Below are 20,653 nucleotides of genomic sequence, written 5' to 3'. Positions count from 1 at the left end.
GATCGGCCTGTGGAGCGCGCTTCCGGGGCACCTGCCGCGCCCGCCGCGGCGCGACGGGCGTCGGTCACGCAGATCATGAGCGAGATCATCCTCACTGCGGGTGCCGTGGTGCTGCTCTTCGTGGTCTGGTACCTGTGGATCGGAGACGCGATCATCGGCGCCCAGCGCAACGATGCCGGGGCCGCGCTGACCGGACAGTGGCAGGCGGAAGCCTCCCAGGACCCCCTGGACCCGCCCGCCGCGACAGAGGGCGACGACGCGTCGGAACCCGTCGTCGCCGAGCCGGTCGTCCTGGCGGAGCCTGCGGATGGCGAGACGTTCGGAGTGCTGCGCGTGCCGCGCTTCGGCGATGACTACCGGTTCGAGATCGCCGGCGGCGTCTCGCGTGCTCGCACGCTCGATCCGATCGGAATCGGTCACCATCCCGGCACCCAGATGCCGGGCGAGCCCGGCAACTTCGTGATCGCCGCCCATCGGACCACGTGGGGCGGGGCGTTCCATCGCATCGGCGAGCTGCAGCTCGGTGACGCCATCGTGGTCGAGACCCGCGACGGCTGGTACACCTATCGATTCCGCACTCTCGAGTACGTGCCTCCCGATCGTGTCGAGGTGCTGCTTCCGGTGCCCGAGGCGCCCGGGGTGCCGGCGGGCACGGCCTACATCACCATGATCAGCTGCAGTCCGATCGGCTCGATGGCCGAGCGCATCATCGCGTACGGCGTGTTCGAGTCGTTCACGCCGCGTGCCGCCGGGCCGCCGACCTCGGTCGCCGCGATCGAGGCGGCCTGATGTACGCCGCCCTCTGGCGCATCCTGCCCGGTCCGGCGTGGCTGCGAGTGGTGTTGCTCCTGGCGGCCGCCGCGGTCGTCGTGTACGGGCTCTTCACCTTCGTCTTCCCCTGGGTGAGCACGTTGCTCAACCCGCAGGAGGTCACCGTCCAGTGACCGGACCGAACCCCGGTTCGTCGATCCTCGTCGTCGACAACCACGACAGCTTCGTGCACACGCTCGTCGGCTATCTGCACGAGTTGGGTGCGCACACCGACCTGGTCGAAGCCGACGTGATCGCCCCGGATGCGGCAGACGAGGCGATCGCGGGCCATCGCGCGGTCGTGATCTCACCCGGCCCGGGTACGCCCGCCGCGGCCGGCGCCTCGGTCGCCGTCGTGCGGGCCGCGGCCGATGCCGGCATCCCGCTTCTCGGTGTGTGCCTGGGACACCAGGCGATCGGCGAGGCGTTCGGAGCGCGCGTCGATCACGCACCCGAGCTGATGCACGGCATGACCTCGCTCGTGCACCATCGGGGCGGCGCGCTGTATGCGGGACTGCCCGATCCTTTCGTGGCGACCAGATACCACTCGCTCTCGATCGTGCCCGGCACTGTGCCGGCCGAGCTCGTCGTCACCAGCGAGACCGACGGCGGCGTGATCATGGGCGTCGCCCACCGATCACTGCCGATCGAGGGGGTGCAGTTCCACCCTGAGAGCGTGCTGACCGAGGGCGGCTATCGGCTGCTCGGAAACTGGCTGGCAGGCGTCGGTCACCCGGATGCCGCGGGCCGCGGCGCCGTGTTGCAGCCGCGGCGCCGATTCACGAACCCGAGCAGTACGTCAGTGTGATCGTCGAGTTGATCGGCACGTCGCCCGGTGCCAGCGACTGGGACGCGACCGTCGGGGGATTCGCGCCGGGACAGCCCGCGTCCTCCTGCGTCGCGACGGTCAGCTGCAGGTCTTCGAGCTCGCGTGTGGCCGCATCGATCGTGTAGCCGGTCACGTCGTTGATGGCGACCTCGCCCGACGCGACGACGAGGTTCACGACCGTGCCCGTCGGAACCGACGCGCCCGCGGTCTGATCCGCATCCATCACGGTTCCCGCGGCGAGGACGGGGTCGTTGCGTTCGGTGATCGTGCCGAGGACGAGCCCGGCGTCGCTGATCGCCGTGGCGGCGGCACTGCGGCTCAGGCCCTCGAGCTCCGGCACGGTGGACATCTCCTGTCCGCGTGAGACGTACACGCGGATCTCCTGGCCCGGATTGACGGATGCCCCCGCCTCGGGGTCGGTGCGGATGACGTTGCCCTCGGCGACCTCGGCGTTGTCCTCATCCACGCGGAATGCGAGCAGATCCACGTCGGCGAGCTCGCCGTTCGCGCGCTCGTAGGTCATGCCGGTGACATCCGGCACGATGCGCGCGTTGCCGGGCACTTCGGCGCCCGGGCGGATCGTCATCACCCAGAACACGACCGAGATCAGCAGGACGGCGAGGATGGCCACGCCCGCCCAGATCCAGGCCACCGGCGGACCGGCCTGCGTGCGTCGCATCGTCGTATCGGTCGACAGCTGCCTCAGCGAGCGCGCGGTCTCGGCCGCCTGCCGTGGATTCGGACCGTACAGCTCGCTCGTCAGCGCGCCCATCTGCCGCTTCGTCGGCGACCGACCGTCGACGGTGGCGTCGAGCGCCTCGCGGAAGCCCGCGGCATCCTGGAAACGCTGGAACGGGTCCTTGGCGAGTGCGCGCAGGGCGACGGCGTCGAGCGCGCGCGGCACCGTCTCGTTGACCTCGGACGGCGGCAGCGGAGCCTCGCTCACGTGCTGATAGGCGACGGCGACCGGAGACTCGCCGCGGAACGGCGTGCGGCCGGTGAGCAGCTCGTAGAGCACGACCCCCGTCGAATACAGGTCGGCGCGGGCATCCACGGGCTCGCCCTTGGCCTGCTCCGGCGAGAAGTACGACGCCGTGCCGATGATCGCCGTGGTCTCGGCGACGGTGGCCGAGCCGTCGGCGACGGCGCGCGCGATGCCGAAGTCCATCACCTTGACCTGGCCGGTGTCGGTGATCATGACGTTGCCCGGCTTGATGTCGCGATGCACGACGCCCGCCCGATGCGAGTACTCCAGTGCCTCGAGGATGCCGTCGACGTAACGCAGCGTGTCGTCGACCGGCACCGGGCCGGCGGCGATGATGTCCTTGAGCAGCCGCCCGTGCACGAGCTCCATCACGATGAAGGGCACCGGACGCGTCGTGCCGTCCGATGCGCGCTCGGTGTCCTCGCCGGCGTCGAAGACCCGCACGATCGTCGGGTGCGCCATGCGGGAGGCGGCCTGAGCCTCGAGTCGGAAGCGGGTGCGGAACGAATTGTCGCCGGCCAACTCGGGGTCGAGGACCTTGATGGCCACCTGACGACCGAGCGTGAGGTCGAATCCCCTGAAGACGCTGGCCATGCCGCCGCGACCGATGGGCTCGTCGACGCGGTACCGGCCCGCGAGCACACGCTCAGCTGTCACCTGCTCACACTCCCCCTGGTGTACCTTCCAGCAACCCTAGCCGAGGCCCGGAACGGGCCGCGTGTCACGGGCTGGGGCTGGGGGCGGGGTTGATCGTGGCCTGGGCCTGCGGCGACTCGTCGGAGGTGCGGTTCGTGTCGTTCCCCGTGCAGGTCACCGTGTAGGTCACGAAGAGCGACTGGCCGGGCTGGTCGGCGACGACCAGGTTGACGGGACGCTCGGTCGGTCCGAACGACGCTTCGGACTGGCCGTTCACCTCGAAGGTGCCGTTGACCGCGGTGAGGTTGTACGAGCTCACCGATCCGGTGCCCGAGGGGCAGGTGAACGACGTCCAGTTGACCTGCACGGTCGAGCCGGCGTCCACCGACGCGGCCTGCGAACCGCCGACTTCGATCACCGGTGCGCCCGGCTGGCCGATCGGGATCAGGTCGGCGTAGGCGGTGAGTACGAGCTCGCGGTCCTTCGGCACGTTGCCCTGCGGCTCGACCGAGTAGACGGTGCCCACCTGATCCTGGTTCTCGGCGGACTGCCCGGCGGTGCAGGTCACCGTCTCGATGCCGGCGTCGAGCGCCGTCGTCCGCGCGGCGTCGCACTGCATGCCGATGAGTCCCAGCGCGTTCACGTCGACGGTCGTCGGCGTCGGCGTCGGGGTGGTCTCGGTGGGTGTGGGCGTGGCCGATGACGTCGACCCGGTCGGGTCGGGTTCGGGCTGCTGGTTGGCCAGCAGCGCCCAGATCGTGCCGCCGAGCACGAGCAGCAGCAGGATGATGAGCGCGATGAGGGGCCACGTCCACGGGCTGCGCTTGCGTGGCTCTTCGGCGGCGACCTCGTCTTCGGGAAGCGGGGCTGCCAGGATCTGGGTGGCGGCCGCGGTCTCGCCGGCGGGCATCAGCAGCGTGGCCGTGTCGGCGCCGGCGGCGATCGCCGGAACAGCGGCGACGGCGGCGGCGAGATCGCCTCGGCGCAACGCGGTGGCGGCGCGAGCGACCGTGGCGGCCGACGCGGGGCGGTCTTCGGGCTTCTTCGCGATCATCGCCATCACGAGGTTGCGCACCGGCTCGCCCACGGTGGGCGGCATCGGCGGAGCCTGCTCGTTGATCTGCGCCATCGCGATCGCGACCTGCGACTCGCCCGTGAACGGACGCTTTCCCGCCAGGCACTCGTACGCGACGATGCCCAGCGAGTAGATGTCGGTGGCGGGGGATGCCGGGTGTCCCGACGCCTGCTCGGGCGACAGGTACTGCACGGTGCCCATCACCTGTCCGGTTGCCGTGAGCGGCACCTGGTCGGCGATGCGGGCGATGCCGAAGTCGGTGATCTTGACCCGGCCGTCGGGCGTGATGAGCAGATTGCCGGGCTTGATGTCGCGGTGGACCAGCCCGGCCGCGTGGGCCGCCTGCAGTGCCGCGGACGTCTGGGCGACGATGTCGAGCGTCTTGTCGGTCGACAGCGACTCGTCGCGCTCGAGGATCGTGGACAGCGCCTCACCGGGCACAAGTTCCATCACCAGGAACGCGCTGCCGTTCTCCTCGCCGTAGTCGAAGACGCTCGCGATGCCTTCGTGGTTGACGAGCGCGGCGTGGCGGGCCTCGGCGCGGAAGCGCTCGAGGAAGCCCGGGTCGCCCATGTACTCGTCTTTGAGGATCTTGATGGCGACGGTGCGGCCGATCACATGGTCGGTCGCCTCCCACACCTCGCCCATGCCGCCGATCGCGATCCGCGAATCCAGCTCGTAGCGGCCGCCGAAGGTCACACCCTGCGTCGGTCTCATCTGCCCAGCACCGCCTCCATGACCTTCTTCGCGATGGGCGCCGCGATCGTGTTCCCGCTGCCCGACTGCCCCTGTCCACCGCCGTCTTCGACGACGACGGCCACTGCGACCTGCGGATCGTCCGCCGGAGCGAACCCCGTGAACCAGAGCGTGTACGGCTGCTCCGGTCCGTTCTCGGCCGTTCCGGTCTTCCCGGCCACGTCGACCCCGTCTATTCTTGCACCCGACGCGGCCCCGTCACTGACATTGGCGACCATCATCGCGACCATCTCCTCTGCCAGGCCCTGTTCCAGGGCGCGTCCGAACTCGGTGCTCTCCACCCGCTCCTGTACCGAGAGATCGGGTCCGATGACCCGATCGACCATCCGCGGGTTCATCACGACACCGCCGTTCGCGATGCCGGCCGACACCATCGCCATCTGCAGCGGCGTGGCCGTGACCTGCCCCTGGCCGAATCCGGTGAGCGCGGTCTGCGGATCGTCGAGCGCACGCGGGTAGCTCGACGGCGTCGAGACGAGCGGCATCTCGAACGCCAGGTTGAAGCCGTACTTCTCGGCTTCTTCGCGGATGGCGGTGTCGCCCAGCTCGACCGCCAGCTCGGCGAAGGGGATGTTGCAGCTCAGTCGCAGTGCGTCGGCGATCGTGACCTCGTCGCCGGGTCCGCATGTGCCGCCGCTCGCATTGCGCACGGTGCTCGACGACTGGGGAAGCTGGTAGATCGCGGGGTTCGGAAGCGTCGATTCGGGCGTGTAGTCGCCCGACGCCAGCGCGGCCGAGGCGACGACGAGCTTGAAGGTCGAGCCCGGCGGGTTGAGGTCGCCGGCGATCGCACGGTTCGAGAGCGGGTGTGTCGGGTCGGCTTCGAGTGCGTCGTAGGCGGCGTTGACCTCGGTCGTGTCGTGCGAGGCGAGCAGATTCGTGTCGAAGCTGGGGCTGCTGACCATCGCGAGGATGCGGCCGGTCGACGGTTCGATCGCGAGCACTGCGCCCTGCAGTCCGCCGAGGGCCTCGAACGCCGCACGCTGGACGGTCGCGTCGAGCGAGAGCACGACGTTGGACCCGCGGGGCTGCTGGCCCGAGATGATGCGCTCGATCCGGGAGAGGAACTGCGAACTCGCGGTGCCGCTGAGCACCTGATTCATCGACGTCTCGATGCCGGGCGGGGCCGAGCCGAGCGCAGGATTGATCCAGCCGGTGACCGGTGCCCACATCGCGGCATCCGGATACACCCGCTGCCAGCTGTACGCGTCGTCGGAGGGCACCGACGACGCGATGGCCGAACCGCTGGCCACGATCGATCCGCGCTGCACCTCGTAGGAGTCGAACAGCGCGCGGCGATTCTCGGGGTTCGCACTGAGCGCATCTGCCTGCACGACCTGGATCCAGCTGGTCGAGGCGAACAGCGCGAGGAACATGAACAGCATCAGGATGCTGAGTCGCCGGAGCTCCTTCGTCATCGGCTGCACCCCCTCGGCGGGCAGCTCGTGCTGGTCCCCGAGTAGGCCGCGCATCGGCTCGGGTTCCTGAGTAGGGCGCGCAGCGCCCGTATCGAAGGGCGAAGGGTCGTCATGTCAGCCGATCACCACCCTCGGGCGGCTGCGGACGGCATCCGAGATGCGCAGCAGCAGTGCGACGATGATCCAGTTCGCCACGAGCGATGAGCCACCCGCGGCGAGGAACGGTGTGGTGAGGCCCGTGAGCGGAATGATCCGCGTGACGCCGCCGACCATGATGAACACCTGAAGGGCGATGGTGAACGACAGGCCGGTCGCGAGCAGCTTGCCGAAGTCGTCCTGCCCGGCGAGGCCGATCCGGATGCCGCGGCTGGTGAAGACCATGTAGAGGCAGAGGATCGCGAAGATGCCGATCAGGCCCAGTTCCTCGCCCAGGCTCGGGAAGATGTAGTCGCTCTCGGCGACCGGCGTCAGATAGGGGCGACCCTGTCCGAGTCCGGTGCCGAGCAGGCCGCCCTGGGCGAGACCGAAGATGCCGTTGACCAGCTGGAAGCTGCTGTTGTCCATCAGCGCGGGATTGAAGGCATCCAGCCAGTTCGTGAATCGGGCTCCGACGTAGGGCAGCACCCGCGACGCGAGGAAGGCCCCGCCGGCCGCCAGCACGACGCCGATCAGCACCCAGCTCGTCTTGCCGGTCGCGACGTACAGCATCGCGATGAACATGCCGAAGATGAGCAGGCCGGTGCCCAGATCGCGCTGCAGCACGATGATGCCGAGCGAGACGATCCAGATCACCACGACCGGTCCGAGCTCGCGGGCTCGCGGCCATGTCATGCCGAGGAACCGCGTTCCCACCGAGCTCAGGCTCTCGCGCGTGCGCACCAGGTATCCCGCGAAGAAGATCGCGAGCGCGATCTTCGCGAGCTCGCCCGGCTGGAACGAGAAGAATCCGAGCGAGACCCACACGTCTGCGTTCGCGTCGGTGCCCAGGCCCGGGATGATCGGCAGGATCAGCAGCACGATGCCCACCAGTCCCGACAGATACGTGTAGCGGAACAGCACGCGGTAGTTGCGCAGGGCGACGACGACGATCACCGCGAGCACCAGCGCGATGGCCGCCCACGCGAGCTGACGGGTCGAGAAGGCCTCCCAGCCGTGACGTTCCCACGCGAGGTCGAGGCGGTAGATCATGGCGATGCCGATGCCGGTCAGCAGCGTGGCGATCGGCACGACGAAGGGATCGGCGTCGCGGGCCACGAGCCGCAGCACGATGTGCAGGGCCAGCACGAGGGCGGTCAGGCCCCCGCAGTAGACCAGGAACGTCCAGTCGATCGCGCCGATGGCCCCCAACTGCACCAGCGCGACGGCGGAGCCGTTGATCACGAAGGCGAACACGAGCAGGAACAGCTCGCGATTGCGGTGGGTCTGGGGCACGCGGATGCTGCGCAGGGCCTTGAGCACCGACGTGTCGGCGGTCACCTGGCCGGTCTGCTGGGTCGGGGTGCCGGTCATCCTCCACCTCCCGCGGTCTCGCTGATCGTCGTGACGATCCGCCGTGCGTCGTCGAGCGACGCCGCGGTGATCGTGCTCTCCACGGTCGCACGTGCGAACTCCGGCAGGTCGTCGAGCGGGATGCCGGTGTCTTCGTACGGCTCCGACAGCGAGAGGGGCCCGATGTTCTGCTGGATGCCGCGATAGATCACGACGGTGTCCTCGTCGGCGCCCACGAAGTAGCGTGTCTGCGTCCACTGGTATGCACCGAACGCGGCCGCCGCGAGGAGACCCAGCACGACGATGAGGCCGGCGATCCAGCCGATCCGGCGACGCTTCGCACGGCGGCGGTCCTCTTCGATGAGCTCCTCGAGGAACTCCGCCGCGGGCTCGAAGTGCGTCGGCTCGTTCGCCGCCTGCCGGTTGGGGTGCAGCCAGCCGGTTCGGCTCGGCTTCGCCGGAGTCGACGGCACCTCGACGCCGAGGGGGGTCGACGCCGAGCCGACGACGGTCGCGGTGCCCGAGAACATCGGATGCTGGCCGCCGATGTCGACGATCACGATCGTGACGTTGTCGGGCGCCCCTCCGTCGAGGGTCTGCTTGAGCAGGTTGTCGGCGGTGCGGCCGGGGGCCAGGCCCGCTGCGAGGGCTTTCGCCGTGTGGGGGTCGTCCACGACGCCCGACAGGCCGTCGGAGCACAGCAGCCAGCGGTCGCCCGGCTGCGTCGGCATGATGAAGGTGTCGAGCTCGGGATTCGGATCCATGTCGCCGAGCACGCGCATGAGCACCGAGCGCCGCGGGTGGTACCGAGCTTCCTCGGGCGTGATGCGGCCCGAGTCGACGAGGCGCTGCACGAACGTGTGGTCGGTGGTGATCTGGGTCAGGGTGCCGTCACGGTACAGATAGATGCGCGAGTCGCCGATGTGGGCGATGACGGCGTAGTCGTCGACCATCAGCAGCGCGCTCACCGTCGTGCCCATGCCCGCCAGTTCGGGGCGCACCGCGACGGTGTCGATGAGGGCGGCTGCCGCATCCGCCACCGCGTCGCGCAGCGCTCGCTCGGCCTCGGACGTCGACGTGAACGGATGGTCGAGTTCCTCGAGCCGGGTGACCGCCATGCTCGAGGCGACATCGCCGCCGGCGTGCCCGCCCATGCCGTCGGCCACCACGAAGAGGTTCGAGCCGGCGTAGCCCGAATCCTGGTTGTTGGAGCGCACCTTGCCGGTATGCGAGATGGCGGCGCTCGAGCCTTGGAAGACCATGCGTGCGGTGCCGCTACTTCCTGAGCTCGAACGTCGTCGCGCCGACCTTGATCGGAGCGCCGACGTTCACCGGTACGGGTGTGCTGACGCGGTTGCCGTCGTGCCACGTGCCGTTGGTCGAGTCGAGATCCTGGATCATCCACTGGTCGCCCCACAGCACGAGGCGCGCGTGGTGGCTCGAGGTGTAGTCGTCGCGGATCACCAGGCCCGACTCGCTCGAGCGCCCGATCGTGAGCGGCTCGGTGCCCATCGGCAGTTCCAGGCCTGCCTTGGGACCGCTGGTGATGACGATGCGCGAGACCGTCGCCGTGGTCGCGCGGCCGCCGGCACCGTCGCTCTGGGGAGCGGCGGGCTTTCCGGCGACCGGTGTCGTCGCACCCATGGCGGCCGCCGGTGCCGGTGCGGCGGCGGCCGGCTCGGGCAGCTTGCGCACCTTGACTCCGAACAGGTCGGCCCGCAGCGAGTAGACGACGGCGAACACGAAGAACCACAGCAGCACGAGGAAGCCGATGCGCAGCAGCAGCAGGGTCAGTTCGCTCACGACAGCGGCCCCCCGTCGCGGAGGTCGTACGCGCGCGTCGCGTCGACCGCCGACATGGTGGGCTTGGGCGGCGCAGCCTGCGCGACCACACGGAACACGATGTCGGTCCGACCGATCGTCACCGTCGAGTCGGGCGGCAGCGCCGCTTCGACGACCTTGCGCCCGTCGAGCTGCGTGCCGTTGGTCGAGTTCATGTCGCGGACCATCGCGCGTTCGCCGTCCCACAGGATCTCGACGTGCTTGCGGCTGGTGCCGGCGTCGGAGATGGTGATGTCGGCGTCGCTGCCGCGCCCGATCACTGTCCGCGCCTTCACGAGCGGATGCCGCCGGCCTTCGATGTCGAGCACGCCGCGCCACGATACCCGGCCCTGGGCGCTCGACGAATCGACGCGCAGTGTTCCTGTGGACAGCTGATCGTCGCGCTGGAGCGCGATCGTCACGGGACCGGCGAAGGTATACCCCTGGGACTTCGCGTGTGCGGTGACGAGGGTGTGCAGCTCTTCCGTGAGAGCGTCGCCGATCGCAGCCATCTTCTCGTCGTCGGCCGGCGAGAGCCGGACGCTGAACGAGTTGGGGGCGAGGATGCGGTCGCGTGAGACGATCGCGGCCTTCTTGTCGAGTTCGCTGCGCAGCGCCGAGGCGATTTCGACCGGCTGGATGCCGCTGCGGAAGGTCTTGGCGAACGCGCTGTTCACGGCGCGCTCGAGACCCTTCTCGAAGCTGTCAAGTAGTCCCACAGGGCTCCTCGCACGGGGGTTCCGGTTGGTACATGCTAATTGCACAGCCTGGATGCGCCGAGAACCCGTCGACGCGCGGAAGATCGATGGCGCCGTGATATCCTCGCTAGGTTGAGTTCGCGGCATACCGCATGCGGCGACTCGCGCGAGTGGCGGAATAGGCAGACGCGCTGGCTTCAGGTGCCAGTGCCCGAAAGGGCGTGGGGGTTCAACTCCCCCCTCGCGCACACATGTGCAAAGGGCTCCCGTGAGGGGGCCCTTCGTCGTTGGACGGCAGGGCGAGACGTTCGGTAACGATGGCATGAGAGGCCTGGTGCCCCACCGCCTCGTGCCCCTAGGGTCGGAACCGACCGTTGTCCGTTTTGTGCCCCCCACAGAAGCTCCTGCAGCAACGACGCCGCGGGATGGACGACGGTAGAGGTGCGCCCGGCGTCGCCCTCGCCCCCCGAACCGGGGCGACGCCGGGCGCACCCGCGCGTGCGACGGAATCAGACGCCGTCGAGCGCCGGGACGAGGGTCATCACGATCTCTTCGACCTCGCGCCCCACGCCCGGGGCGAAGTCGACGTTGCGCGACACCTCGGTGAATCCGACCTTCGACAACACGGCGATCGATGCCGTGTTGTGCGCCGCGACCCGCGCGAACAGGGGGCGCGTCGGCTCGCGCGCGACGAGCAGTCGCAGGGCGGCGGTGGCCACTGCGCGGCCCCACGAGTGGCGGGCGATCCAGAACGAGACCTCGCGGTCACCGTCCACCGAGAACGTGGCGGCAGTGCCCGCGAAGCCCCCGTCCTCGGTGATCACCAGCGTGGTGACATCCTGGGCGGAACGCTGGCGGGCGATCCACGCGTCGAACGCAGCACGGTCGTCGGGGTCCTCGGCGGTGAAGGCCGCCATCGCGACGGCATCCGGATCGCGCATCATGTCGAAGACGGCGTCGAGGTCGTCGTCGTCGAGCGGTCGCAGATCGATATGGGCCACGCGCCCAACGTACCGACGCGGATGGGTCAGGAGAAGCCGTTGATCGTGCGGAACAGCCGTTCGGCCGTCGCGCCGTCGCGGTCGGCCACCGCTTCGCGGAAACGCTCGTACTCGACCGTGCGGCTGGCGGGGCACTGGATCGCGGGCTGCCAGCGACTGAGGTAGTGACGGAACGCGAGCTCGCCCTCGCGAAGGATCTTGAGGAAGGCGACGTTCTCGGTGGCGATCACCGACAGGTCGAACAGTCGTTCGCTGGCGATGAAGATCGCCGGCACGTCATCGGCACGGGATGCCTCGACCACGTCGTCGGCGGCCGCGACCAGGTCGGCCAGCCCAGCGTCGTCAGCGTGCTCGACCGCGATCTTCACCGCCGCGCCCAGGAAGTGCACGACGAACTCGAGGGTGTCGCGCTGCACTTTCTCGGTCGACGCGGACACCCTCGTATAGCGGTTCGGCGCGACCTCGACCAGGCCGGCGCGCTCGAGTCGCTGCAGGGCTTCGCGCACAGGAGTGCGCGAGACGCCGAGGCGCTGGGCGAGGTCCTGATCGCGCAGTCGCTCGCCGGGGGGCAGTGTGCCGTCGATGATCGCTTCGCCGAGCGCCAGATAGACCTCGTCTCCGAGGACCGTTCCGCGCGGGTCGAGCGGGCTGAACGTAGTCATGGGCGGGCACCAGGATAACCCGGCTCCGATGCATCCGAATGCACCTGATCCTTCTGTGTGGACAGGCCGATATATCGGTAGAGTGGCGTTGTCACGCTTCGCGTGGCCTATCCGGGGGGATCCGTCGACGCCCGGGCCTCGAGCTCCGCTCGGCCCGGGCGGACGATGGGCCTGCGCCGGTGTGAATGCAATGCAACGTTTGTGTCACCATCCGTCGACAGGTTCGCACCGCCCGCGACGCCTTGGCTAGCGTTGCTTCCAGCGCATCGGTCCGATGCGTGCATTTCCCGAGGAACGGCAATTCATGAGCACCCAGGGCACCGTCAAGTGGTTCAACGCGGAGAAGGGCTTCGGCTTCATCGCTCCCGATGAGGGCGGCGCGGACGTCTTCGCGCACTACACGGCGATCGAGGCGAGCGGCTACCGGTCGCTCGAAGAGAACCAGCGCGTCGAGTTCGAAGTCGCGCAGGGCCCTAAGGGCCTGCAAGCCGAGAACATCCGGCCCATCTGATCCGTGGCCGCGCCCCGCGGCCGCGTCGTTCAGTCTCGTCCGCCCCGGACGAGTTCCAACCCTGCCCCGGCGAACTGGCGCAGGGTGGCATCCGGCAGGAACGCCCGAGTCAGCGCGGCCCCGATGCGGGTCAGGTCGCTCTCGTCGCGATACAGCAGGCAGAGCGTCTCGTAGCGCGGGTTGAACTTCTCCTTGAAGCGGTGGAGCGACCCGAAGCCGTACACCGGCTCGAGCACCTCGGCCAGCTTGTCGCTCAGCGCGGCGATCATGCCCGCATCCGGGGGATAGTCGTGCGCGAGCGGGGCGCCCGACAGCGACATGACCTCGGCCCCCTCCTCGGCGAAGAGTCGAGCCGATGAGCCGATGAGGAACTCCATCACCGGACCGAAGCCGCCCTCGCGCCGGCGCATCAGGTCGAGGGTCCAGCCGCGTACGGTGCCGTCGCCGCCGTACACCGGCAGCCACGACAGGAATCCGTCGACATCGCCCGCCGTCGACACCGCGATCGCCAGGCGCACTTCGGGGTCGCGGGCTTCGTCGAGGGTGCCGAGCGTGAAGCCCATCTCGGGCAGCCCCTTGTCTCCGACCCACATCTCCGAGATCGACCGCAGCTGTGCCTGCACTCCCCACGGCTCATCCTCGAGCCTGGTCATGCGGAACGTCATCTCTTCGCGACCTGCACGGTTCAGGGCCGAGCGCACCGAGTTCCACCGCTTGCCCGTGAACTCGAGCCCCGGCAGGTCGACGATCGTGTCGTCGGCGACGACCAGGCTGCGCCACGTCACGGGCACGGCCTCGCGAGTCGGTTCGGCCGCGCTGAAGAAGCACGGCACGAGGCCGGCGGCCTCGGCGGCGGCGATGAACTCCCGCACCGTCGTTGCTCGGTCGGCTTCGGGTGCGATGGGGTCGGCCAGGGCGAGTGCGACCCCCGACCGGCGCTGATAGGCGACGATGCCGCCTGACGGCATCCGCGCGTAGACCATGTCGTCCCACGTCGTCATCCACGAGAGGGTCCCGCCGCCGTGCGCGCGCAGAGCCTTCTTCACGTCGTCGCGGTCAGGAGCGGGGTGCTCACCGAGCGTCGAGCGTCGATGGGCGGCGAACGCGCCACGGACCCAGATCAGGTACACGAGCATCGGCAGCCACAGCACGCCCGTCGCGAGGGTCACGGTCGGATCGCTGAGCGCTCCGTCGGCGAGCACCGCCCAGCCCAGGACGATCGCGACGACGATGATCGCGGTCACCCCGAGCAGGTTGAAGGCGGACAGGATGATCGACACCACCCACGCCCAGCGCCGGCCCCGTCGCAGTCCGTTCGCGACGAGGGCGATCACCACGACGTCGATGAGGATGTCGACGAAGGATCCCGACGCCGGCTCACTCGAGCCGAAGGGCCCGCTGGTGGGCACGAAGAGCACGATGATCTCGATCGCACCGAGGGTGAGCAGCGCGATGAAGGCGACGAGCCGCTGCTCGCGCACCGTGGCGCGCTGCGGTCGCAGCGAGCGATCGACGGCGAGCACGAGCAGCACGGCCATCGCATGCTCGAGGTCGGCGAGATTGCCCCAGAACAGCAGCGCCACCATGACGAACGCGATCAGCACGAGCCACGCGCGCACCCGCCACGGCGCGACGAACAGACTGATGGCCGCCGCGATGCAGGCCATCGTGCCCCCGGAGGCGCCGACGTCGAGCATCCCGGCTTCGGCCTGCGCCCACGGCCACGGCAGCAGCGCGAACACCCACAGCAGGAGTGCCGTCGCGCAGATCGCGAACAGCTGGCCGATCGCGAAGTAGGCGGCGGCCACCCGCCAACCGCGTCGGTACTCCAGGTATCCCATACCGACGAAACCGGCGATCGTGAAGACGTAGACCCACGGCTGCGCAACGAGGAACGTGCCGGTGATCGGAGTCCACCACCGGCCGGCCTCGAAGGCGGGCAGGCCGTAGGCGAAGGTCTCCCACGCTCCGCTGTCGCGGAACGGAGACCACAGCGCACCCGAGACGACGCCGACCACCAGGATCGCCGCGACCATCGTGAGCGTGGCCGGGATGCGCCCGAGAACTGTGAGGATGAGGCGACCCGCGCCTCGCGTCGTCGTCTGCCCCATGAATGTCACCCTAGCGGGGCGGGCCTTCCTGCCGTCGGCCACCCCCGCTAGCGTGGCGGGCATCATGAAGATCGACCTGAAGAAGGATCGGAAGGACCTCTACGCGCCCTCGGCGAGGGACTTCAGCGAGGTGGTCGTGCCGCCCATCACCTACCTCGCGATCGACGGCCACGGCGATCCCAACACCGCGCAGGAGTACGTCGACGCGGTGAGCGCGCTGTACGCCGCCGGGTATGCGGTGAAGTTCGGCCTGCGTGCGCGCACCGGAGATGACTTCGTGGTCGGCCCGCTCGAGGGGCTGTGGTCGAGCGACGATCCCGCGAGCTTCGCCGAGAGGCGCAAGGACGCGTGGGAGTGGACGATGCTCATCCCGCTTCCCGACCAGGTCGCCGACGACGACATCCGTGCCGGTGTCGAGAAGGCGACGGCCAACAAGCCCGCCCTTCCGCTCGACCGCGTGAGCGCGCGGCGGCTCGACGAAGGGCTGTCACTGCAGATCATGCACATCGGGTCGTACGACGACGAGACGCCGACGCTGGCACGCCTGCACCATGTGGTGATGCCCGAGCGCGGGTACACCTGGAACGGCCCTCACCACGAGATCTACCTCGGCGACCCGCGCCGCATCGCGCCCGAGAGGCTGCGGACGGTGCTGCGCCAGCCCGTGAGGCCGGCGTGAGCGGGACTCAGCGACCGAGCCGGTCGTAGTCGGCGAGCGCCTTCGCATCCTCGGCGTCGCGCATCGCCCGCCGTGCGGCATCGAGGGCGGCGACCGGATCCTGTGCGCTGCGGGCTCCGGCGAGTTCGTCCTGCGCCGAGATGAGCCGTGAGCGCGCCTCGGCTCCGGCACGCGCGTGGGTCACGGCCGACTCGGCATGGGCGATCGCCGTGCGGGCCGCGGCGAGCGTGCCCGGCAGTGCGGTGCGGGCACCGCGCAGACGCTGCTGCGCCGTCCGCGCGTCGCCGAGAGCCAGGTCGAGGCGGTCGCGCAGCCGCGCGATGCGATCGATCGTGCGGGTGGGGCGACGGGATGCCTCAGGCTGGAGGGCTTCCAACTCGGCCGAGATCGCCCGCAGTTCGCTTCCCAGCCGATCCGCGTCGACGGGTTCGAGCGCCTCGCGCGTGGCGGTGGCCTGTCGGAGCGCCGATCGCGCGGCATCGAACTCCCCCGGCACCGCTTGGGCGGCCTGGGTCACCATGCGATGGGTCTCTTCCAGCAGCCGGGTCTCGGTTTCAGCCGTACGCAGCGCCTTCTCGGCGGCGGCGAGCTCGCCCAGGGCGCTGCGGCTCGGATCGTCGGCGTGGGTCTCGGCGGTCGACAGCAGGCGTTCGGCCTCGGCGGCGGCGGCGATCGCGGCTTCGGCGGCGCCCGAGGCCTGTGACCATTCCTCCGGCGCGAAGCGCTCGGCCATCTGGTCCACCAGCGCGGTCGGGTCGCCCATCGCGGCCCGCAGCCGGTCGAGCCGGACCCGCGCGGCGTCGATCTGGCGGGCCGCGCTCACGTTCGCCCGCATCCACTCGTCGTGCTCGCGTCGGGCTGCGGCGATCGTGCCGAGCGCGCCTTCGGCACGCCGTTCGATGCGCGCCGAGCCACGCCGCACCTCGTCGGGACGCACGTCGGGCAGTCCGAGGGCGCGGTAGGCGTCGAAGGCCTCGTCGCGCACATGCTGCGCGGTCAGGCGCGCGCGGCGCAGCGATGGTGGCGCACCGCCGCCGTACAGGGCGCCCGACAGGCCGACCTCGAGATCGAGTTCGTCCACGGCGTCGTCGAGACGTACGAGCACCGCGCCCGCTCGGGCCCGTGCCGCATCTGCCGCTGCTCGCGCCTTCGGCGATCGCCGCGCGCGGCGCACGGCCCAGACGATCGCCGTGACGGCGAGTGCCGCGACGACGAAGACGACGATCGGCGGGATCGCCCAGCGCAGCACCTCGCCGACGATCTCACCCACCGGCATCCTCCAGCAGCAGGTGGGAACGCAGCTGCCCGATGTCGTCCACGACGGCCTGCGCCCCCTCGGACTCGTGCGGCCAGCCGAATCCCCAGCCCACGAAGATCACCGGGATGCCGCACTCGCGACCGCCCTCGACGTCGTGGTGACGGTCGCCGATCAGCACCGGCCGACTCGTGTCGACGCCCGCTGCGCGCAGGCGGCGCAGGGCTTCGGCCACGATGTCGGCCTTGGCGCTCAGCGTGTGCTCATCGGGTGTCGCCCCGACCATCGCGGTGAACGACGGCGAAAGGTCGAAATGCTCCATGAGCGCGACCACCTGCACCTCGGGCTTCGAGCTGGCGGTCGCCTGCGGGATGCCCGCGGCCGCGACGTCATGGATGAGATCGCCGACGCCCGCATACAGCTGCGCTCCCGCGGTGTAGCCCTCGGACTTGTTGAGGCCGCGGTAGAACGCGACCGCTTCTCGAGCCTCGTCGGGTGACATCCCGACGTTGGCCTGGAACGAGTCGTACATCGGCGGGCCGATCCAGTGCGACAGTTCGCCGCGCGTCGGCGGCTGCTTGCCGAAGTGCTCGAGCGCGACGGTGAGACGCCGCAGAATCCCCTCGGATGCATCCACGATCGTGCCGTCGACATCCCACAGGATGCAGGTCCACGGTGAGCGACTCGGCATGGCCCTACGCTACCCGCAGACCGTGGGACTTCATCCGCCGGCCGGGACAGCGGCGGTATCCCGCAGTCGCGACCGTGCGATGCCGTCTCGGCGATGAGGGGGCGGTCAGAACAGCCGCGGCGCCCCGGAGTCGACGCCCTTCATGCCGTCGTAGTCGAGCGTCACGCAGCGGATGCCGCGGTCGGCGGCGAGCACACGGGCCTGCGGTTTGATCTCCTGCGCGGCGAAGACGCCGGTCACCGGCGCCAGATGCGGGTCGCGACCGAGCAGCTCGAGGTAGCGCGTGAGCTGCTCGACGCCGTCGATGTCGCCCCGCCGCTTGACCTCGACCGCGATGGTCCCGCCGGCGGAATCACGCAGCAGCAGGTCGACCGGGCCGATTGCGGTCGGGAACTCGCGGCGCACGAGCGTCAGGCCGTCGCCGATCACGTCGACCTGCTCGGCGAGCAGCCGCTGCAGGTCGGCCTCGACACCGTCCTTCTGCAGGCCGGGATCGATGCCGAGCTCGTGCGACGAGTCGTGCACCACCTCGTAGATGCGCACCAGCAGCGCGTCGCCGGTCTTGGCGTGCGTGACGCGCCACTGCTCGACGACGCCGGCGGATGCGGCATCCGCATCGGGTTCCTCGACCGTGAGCGTGCACGGCGGGCTCATCCAGTTGAGGGGCTTGTACGACCCGCCGTCGGAGTGCACCAGCAGGCTGCCGTCGCCCTTGTGCACGAGCAGCCGGGTGGCAAGCGGCAGGTGCGCGGTGAGACGGCCGGTGTAGTCGACCGAGCAGCGGGCGATGACAAGACGCACCCGTCGAGCCTAGACCGAGCGGCGCGTCAGTCGTGCGGGTGCCCGGTGCCGACGGTCGAGCCCGCGATGGGCTTGGCCGCACCCGAGGCCAGACCCGACACGATGATGAGGCCGACGATGATCCACAGCGTCGGCAGGATGCCGATCTGGTGGCTGATCCAGCCGAGCACCGGAGGGCCGCACAGGAACGCGAGGTACCCGATCGTGGCGGCTGCCGAGACGGATGCCGCAGCCTTGGCCGGGTCGTCGGCGGCGGCGGACATGCCGAGCGGGAAGCCCAGCGATGCTCCCGCGCCCCAGAGCGCCACGCCGACCAGAGCGAACGGCAGCGACGGCGCCAGGATGAAGAGGATGAGACCGGCCGCGGCGGTGACCGCGAGGATGCGCAGCGTCCAGACCCGGCCGATGCGGTCGACGAGGGGGCCGCCGAGGATGCGGAAGACCGTCATCGCGACCGAGAAGATCGTCAGCGCGATGGCGCCCATGGCCTCGGTCTGGCCGTGTCCGTCGACCATGGCGATCGTGAGCCAGTCGTTCGCGCTGCCTTCGGCGAACGCCATGCCGAGCATGATGGCGCCGATCGCATAGGTGCGCGGGTCGCGCCAGACGGCCAGGGCGCGCAGCAGACGCTCGCGTCGCGGGGCGCTCGCTGCGACCTCGTCGCCGGTCGCCTCGCGCACGGGCACGGCGCGCAGCGCGAGCAGCCCTGCGACGAGTACGAGGGTTCCCACGATCCACAGGTGCCATGCGACGCCGACCTGCAGCGCCGCCATCGCGATGCCGATCCCGGCGCCGACGACCGTGCCGATGCTGAAGAACGCATGGAACAGCGGCATGAGCGTGCGCCCGGAGGCCTGTTCGACCGCTGCCGCCTCGACGTTCATCATGACGTCGGTGGCGCTCATGCCCATGCCCATGAGGGCGAGGCCGATCGAAGCGACGAGGAAGGAGCCCAGGAACTGCACGCCGACGCCGACGACGATCACACCGAGCGAGAAGGCGAGGATCGTGAGGAACATGCCGCGCCGCGCACCCCACCGCACGACCATGACGTTGGCGAGCGACAGGCCCACGATCGATGCCGCGCCGGCCACGAAGAGCAGGATGCCGATCTCGGCGTCGTTGATGTCGAGGTCGACCTTGACGGCGGGCAGGCGCGACGCCCAGGAGGCGAACCCGAGGCCCGTAACGAAGAAGATGGTGAAGATCGCGGTACGCCAGCGGACGAGCTGGCGGCGCGACAGGTCGACGTCGATCACGCGGTCATGCTACCGAATCGATTCGAGAAACGTCGAATCGATTCGACGGAGGCCGCCGCCTCGCTTACGATCGAGAGATGGGCGCACGACGAGCCACCATCTCCGACGTCGCACGCGAGGCCGGCGTGTCGCCGTCGACGGCGTCGGTCGTCTTCAGCGGCAAGACCCCAGTGTCCACCCAGACCCGGGCGCGTGTCCTGGCCGCCGCCGAGCGGCTCGGCTACAGCGGCCCCGATCCTCGGGCCGCGTCGCTGCGCACCGGACGGTCGGGCATCGTGGGCGTCGTCTTCGAAGAGCACCTCGGCGACACGTTCCTCGACCCCGTCAAGACCGTCATGATGGACGGCCTCGCCGACGCCGTGGCCCCACTCGGAGCCGGTCTGCTGCTGCTGCGCGATCACGATCCGGCAGGGGTCGGGGCATCGCTGACGACGGCACCGCTGGACGCCGCGGTGCTCATCGGCTGCAGCGGGATGCTGCGCGAGTCGCTCTCGGTGGTGCACACCCGCGGCATCCCGGTCGTGGTCATCGAAGGGGACGCCGGAGCAGACGTGCCGCGCATCGACCTCGACAACCGCGAGGCGCAGCGGCAGGCGGCGAGTCACCTGCGCTCGCTCGGCCACGAGCGCGTCGTGGTGCTGTCATTGCCGATCCGCACCGACTGGGTGCCGGGATGGGTGCCCGAGACCGCCGGAATCGAGATCGACGTCACGCGCGAACGCCGCGACGGCGCGCGCGATGTCTTCCCCGCCGCGCCCGTGTATGCGGCGGCGGCCAGCTCGATCGACGAGGGCCTCGCGGCCGGCCGCGCGCTGCTCGCCGATCCGGCGACCCGGCCGACCGCGGTCATCGCGCAGAGCGACCTGCTCGCGGCCGGGGTCATCCGCGCCGCAGAAGAGGCGGGCCTCGACGTGCCGCGCGATCTGAGCGTCACCGGCTTCGACGGCATCGAGGTCGACGGCCTCGCCCCGTACGAGCTCACGACGCTCGTGCAGCCCGCCGCCGAGAAGGGCCGCGCAGCCGGTGCGGCCGTCGCGGCAATGCTCGACGGGCGGGATGCCGCATCCATCCGGTTCACGTGCGCGTTCCGCGAGGGCAACACCAGCGCGCTCGCTCCCGGCGCCGCACCGCCCGCGAGCGGCCCGGTCGATTCCGGCGGATAAACTG

At 70.0% G+C, this 20,653-nt stretch carries 20 protein-coding genes and 1 tRNA gene; 7 read left to right on the top strand and 14 right to left on the bottom strand.

Translation table 11 applies throughout. The features are described 5' to 3' along the window. The first annotated feature begins 9 nt into the window (after nucleotides 1–9). Genes ABD663_RS10530 through ABD663_RS10520 form a run of 3 tightly spaced genes read left to right on the top strand, consistent with a single transcriptional unit; the run spans nucleotide 10 to nucleotide 1,618 of the window. Nucleotides 10–789, top strand: a complete 780-nt coding sequence (locus tag ABD663_RS10530) for a class E sortase (RefSeq protein WP_344738259.1) — start codon at nucleotides 10–12, stop codon at nucleotides 787–789. Continuing rightward, on the top strand, nucleotides 789–944 hold the full coding sequence (locus ABD663_RS10525; RefSeq protein ID WP_344738257.1) for a hypothetical protein: 156 nt from the start codon (nucleotides 789–791) through the stop codon (nucleotides 942–944). The genes ABD663_RS10530 and ABD663_RS10525 overlap by 1 nt, the downstream gene beginning before the upstream one ends. After that, complete coding sequence (locus ABD663_RS10520) at nucleotides 941–1,618, top strand: anthranilate synthase component II (protein ID WP_344738255.1); 678 nt, start codon at nucleotides 941–943, stop codon at nucleotides 1,616–1,618. Before ABD663_RS10525 ends, ABD663_RS10520 begins: the two co-directional genes overlap by 4 nt. On the opposite strand, the gene pknB is transcribed toward ABD663_RS10520, so the two are convergent. The 7 genes from pknB to ABD663_RS10485 form a co-directional block, all read right to left on the bottom strand. Beyond that, on the bottom strand, nucleotides 1,590–3,281 hold the full coding sequence (pknB, locus tag ABD663_RS10515) for a Stk1 family PASTA domain-containing Ser/Thr kinase (protein ID WP_344738252.1): 1,692 nt from the start codon (nucleotides 3,279–3,281) through the stop codon (nucleotides 1,590–1,592). The two genes, ABD663_RS10520 and pknB, sit on opposite strands and share 29 nt — an antisense overlap. 64 nt (nucleotides 3,282–3,345) lie before the next feature. Further along, a complete protein-coding gene (locus tag ABD663_RS10510; protein ID WP_344738250.1) occupies nucleotides 3,346–5,052 on the bottom strand; it encodes a serine/threonine-protein kinase in 1,707 nt (568 codons plus the stop codon). Beyond that, complete coding sequence (locus ABD663_RS10505; protein ID WP_344738248.1) at nucleotides 5,049–6,509, bottom strand: peptidoglycan D,D-transpeptidase FtsI family protein; 1,461 nt, start codon at nucleotides 6,507–6,509, stop codon at nucleotides 5,049–5,051. Before ABD663_RS10505 ends, ABD663_RS10510 begins: the two co-directional genes overlap by 4 nt. 114 nt (nucleotides 6,510–6,623) lie before the next feature. Continuing rightward, nucleotides 6,624–8,018 carry an FtsW/RodA/SpoVE family cell cycle protein gene (locus ABD663_RS10500; RefSeq protein WP_344738245.1) on the bottom strand — a complete coding sequence of 465 codons (1,395 nt, stop codon included), beginning with the start codon at nucleotides 8,016–8,018 and terminating at the stop codon, nucleotides 6,624–6,626. Continuing rightward, on the bottom strand, nucleotides 8,015–9,259 hold the full coding sequence (locus ABD663_RS10495) for a PP2C family protein-serine/threonine phosphatase (protein WP_344738243.1): 1,245 nt from the start codon (nucleotides 9,257–9,259) through the stop codon (nucleotides 8,015–8,017). The genes ABD663_RS10500 and ABD663_RS10495 overlap by 4 nt, the downstream gene beginning before the upstream one ends. A 13-nt stretch (nucleotides 9,260–9,272) precedes the next feature. Next, a complete protein-coding gene (locus tag ABD663_RS10490) occupies nucleotides 9,273–9,800 on the bottom strand; it encodes an FHA domain-containing protein FhaB/FipA (RefSeq protein ID WP_344738241.1) in 528 nt (175 codons plus the stop codon). After that, complete coding sequence (locus ABD663_RS10485; protein WP_344738239.1) at nucleotides 9,797–10,537, bottom strand: FHA domain-containing protein; 741 nt, start codon at nucleotides 10,535–10,537, stop codon at nucleotides 9,797–9,799. The genes ABD663_RS10490 and ABD663_RS10485 overlap by 4 nt, the downstream gene beginning before the upstream one ends. A gap of 143 nt (nucleotides 10,538–10,680) precedes the next feature. Here ABD663_RS10485 and ABD663_RS10480 point away from each other — a divergent pair. Next, nucleotides 10,681–10,764: transfer RNA gene (locus ABD663_RS10480), tRNA-Leu, on the top strand. 261 nt (nucleotides 10,765–11,025) lie between these two features. Here the strand turns inward: ABD663_RS10480 and ABD663_RS10475 are convergent. Next, nucleotides 11,026–11,517 carry a GNAT family N-acetyltransferase gene (locus ABD663_RS10475; RefSeq protein ID WP_344738237.1) on the bottom strand — a complete coding sequence of 164 codons (492 nt, stop codon included), beginning with the start codon at nucleotides 11,515–11,517 and terminating at the stop codon, nucleotides 11,026–11,028. Between the two features lie 26 nt (nucleotides 11,518–11,543). Beyond that, complete coding sequence (locus ABD663_RS10470) at nucleotides 11,544–12,179, bottom strand: GntR family transcriptional regulator (RefSeq protein WP_344738235.1); 636 nt, start codon at nucleotides 12,177–12,179, stop codon at nucleotides 11,544–11,546. A 304-nt stretch (nucleotides 12,180–12,483) separates the two neighbouring features. Between ABD663_RS10470 and ABD663_RS10465 the strand changes: the two genes are divergently transcribed. Beyond that, on the top strand, nucleotides 12,484–12,690 hold the full coding sequence (locus tag ABD663_RS10465; RefSeq protein ID WP_344738233.1) for a cold-shock protein: 207 nt from the start codon (nucleotides 12,484–12,486) through the stop codon (nucleotides 12,688–12,690). A 29-nt stretch (nucleotides 12,691–12,719) separates the two neighbouring features. Here ABD663_RS10465 and ABD663_RS10460 read toward each other — a convergent pair whose 3' ends face one another. Further along, nucleotides 12,720–14,801 carry a bifunctional lysylphosphatidylglycerol flippase/synthetase MprF gene (locus ABD663_RS10460; protein ID WP_344738231.1) on the bottom strand — a complete coding sequence of 694 codons (2,082 nt, stop codon included), beginning with the start codon at nucleotides 14,799–14,801 and terminating at the stop codon, nucleotides 12,720–12,722. Between the two features lie 64 nt (nucleotides 14,802–14,865). Between ABD663_RS10460 and ABD663_RS10455 the strand changes: the two genes are divergently transcribed. Further along, the gene (locus ABD663_RS10455; protein ID WP_344738229.1) at nucleotides 14,866–15,480 is read left to right on the top strand and encodes a GyrI-like domain-containing protein; all 615 of its coding nucleotides are present in this window, start codon (nucleotides 14,866–14,868) and stop codon (nucleotides 15,478–15,480) included. A gap of 7 nt (nucleotides 15,481–15,487) precedes the next feature. On the opposite strand, the gene ABD663_RS10450 is transcribed toward ABD663_RS10455, so the two are convergent. The 4 genes from ABD663_RS10450 to ABD663_RS10435 all read right to left on the bottom strand — a co-directional run bounded on the left by ABD663_RS10450 (nucleotide 15,488) and on the right by ABD663_RS10435 (nucleotide 19,483). Further along, the gene (locus ABD663_RS10450; RefSeq protein WP_425561776.1) at nucleotides 15,488–16,750 is read right to left on the bottom strand and encodes a hypothetical protein; all 1,263 of its coding nucleotides are present in this window, start codon (nucleotides 16,748–16,750) and stop codon (nucleotides 15,488–15,490) included. Further along, nucleotides 16,743–17,426, bottom strand: a complete 684-nt coding sequence (locus tag ABD663_RS10445) for an HAD hydrolase-like protein (protein ID WP_344738225.1) — start codon at nucleotides 17,424–17,426, stop codon at nucleotides 16,743–16,745. Before ABD663_RS10445 ends, ABD663_RS10450 begins: the two co-directional genes overlap by 8 nt. Nucleotides 17,427–17,531: 105 nt before the next feature. After that, complete coding sequence (gene nucS, locus ABD663_RS10440; RefSeq protein ID WP_344738223.1) at nucleotides 17,532–18,227, bottom strand: endonuclease NucS; 696 nt, start codon at nucleotides 18,225–18,227, stop codon at nucleotides 17,532–17,534. A gap of 26 nt (nucleotides 18,228–18,253) precedes the next feature. Beyond that, entirely contained in the window at nucleotides 18,254–19,483 is a 1,230-nt protein-coding gene (locus tag ABD663_RS10435; protein ID WP_344740211.1) for an MFS transporter, read from the bottom strand. Nucleotides 19,484–19,563: 80 nt separating this feature from the next. Here ABD663_RS10435 and ABD663_RS10430 point away from each other — a divergent pair, with 80 nt between their 5' ends. Next, on the top strand, nucleotides 19,564–20,649 hold the full coding sequence (locus ABD663_RS10430) for a LacI family DNA-binding transcriptional regulator (protein WP_344738221.1): 1,086 nt from the start codon (nucleotides 19,564–19,566) through the stop codon (nucleotides 20,647–20,649). Nucleotides 20,650–20,653 lie beyond the last annotated feature (4 nt).

Origin of the sequence: Microbacterium awajiense (genome assembly GCF_039536545.1) — a bacterium.
Taxonomy (GTDB): Bacteria; Actinomycetota; Actinomycetes; order Actinomycetales; family Microbacteriaceae; genus Microbacterium; species Microbacterium awajiense.
This window is presented reverse-complemented; position numbering and strand designations above follow the sequence as displayed.

Excerpts from the sequence above, each read along its gene's own strand:
- ABD663_RS10525 (WP_344738257.1), top strand. The coding sequence starts at position 789 with ATGTACGCCGCCCTCTGGCGCATCCTGCCCGGTCCGGCGTGGCTGCGA.
- ABD663_RS10510 (WP_344738250.1), bottom strand. The coding sequence starts at position 5,052 with ATGAGACCGACGCAGGGTGTGACCTTCGGCGGCCGCTACGAGCTGGAT.
- ABD663_RS10505 (WP_344738248.1), bottom strand. The coding sequence starts at position 6,509 with ATGACGAAGGAGCTCCGGCGACTCAGCATCCTGATGCTGTTCATGTTC.
- ABD663_RS10500 (WP_344738245.1), bottom strand. The coding sequence starts at position 8,018 with ATGACCGGCACCCCGACCCAGCAGACCGGCCAGGTGACCGCCGACACG.
- ABD663_RS10495 (WP_344738243.1), bottom strand. The coding sequence starts at position 9,259 with ATGGTCTTCCAAGGCTCGAGCGCCGCCATCTCGCATACCGGCAAGGTG.
- ABD663_RS10470 (WP_344738235.1), bottom strand. The coding sequence starts at position 12,179 with ATGACTACGTTCAGCCCGCTCGACCCGCGCGGAACGGTCCTCGGAGAC.
- ABD663_RS10465 (WP_344738233.1), top strand. The coding sequence starts at position 12,484 with ATGAGCACCCAGGGCACCGTCAAGTGGTTCAACGCGGAGAAGGGCTTC.
- ABD663_RS10460 (WP_344738231.1), bottom strand. The coding sequence starts at position 14,801 with ATGGGGCAGACGACGACGCGAGGCGCGGGTCGCCTCATCCTCACAGTT.
- ABD663_RS10455 (WP_344738229.1), top strand. The coding sequence starts at position 14,866 with ATGAAGATCGACCTGAAGAAGGATCGGAAGGACCTCTACGCGCCCTCG.
- ABD663_RS10445 (WP_344738225.1), bottom strand. The coding sequence starts at position 17,426 with ATGCCGAGTCGCTCACCGTGGACCTGCATCCTGTGGGATGTCGACGGC.
- ABD663_RS10430 (WP_344738221.1), top strand. The coding sequence starts at position 19,564 with ATGGGCGCACGACGAGCCACCATCTCCGACGTCGCACGCGAGGCCGGC.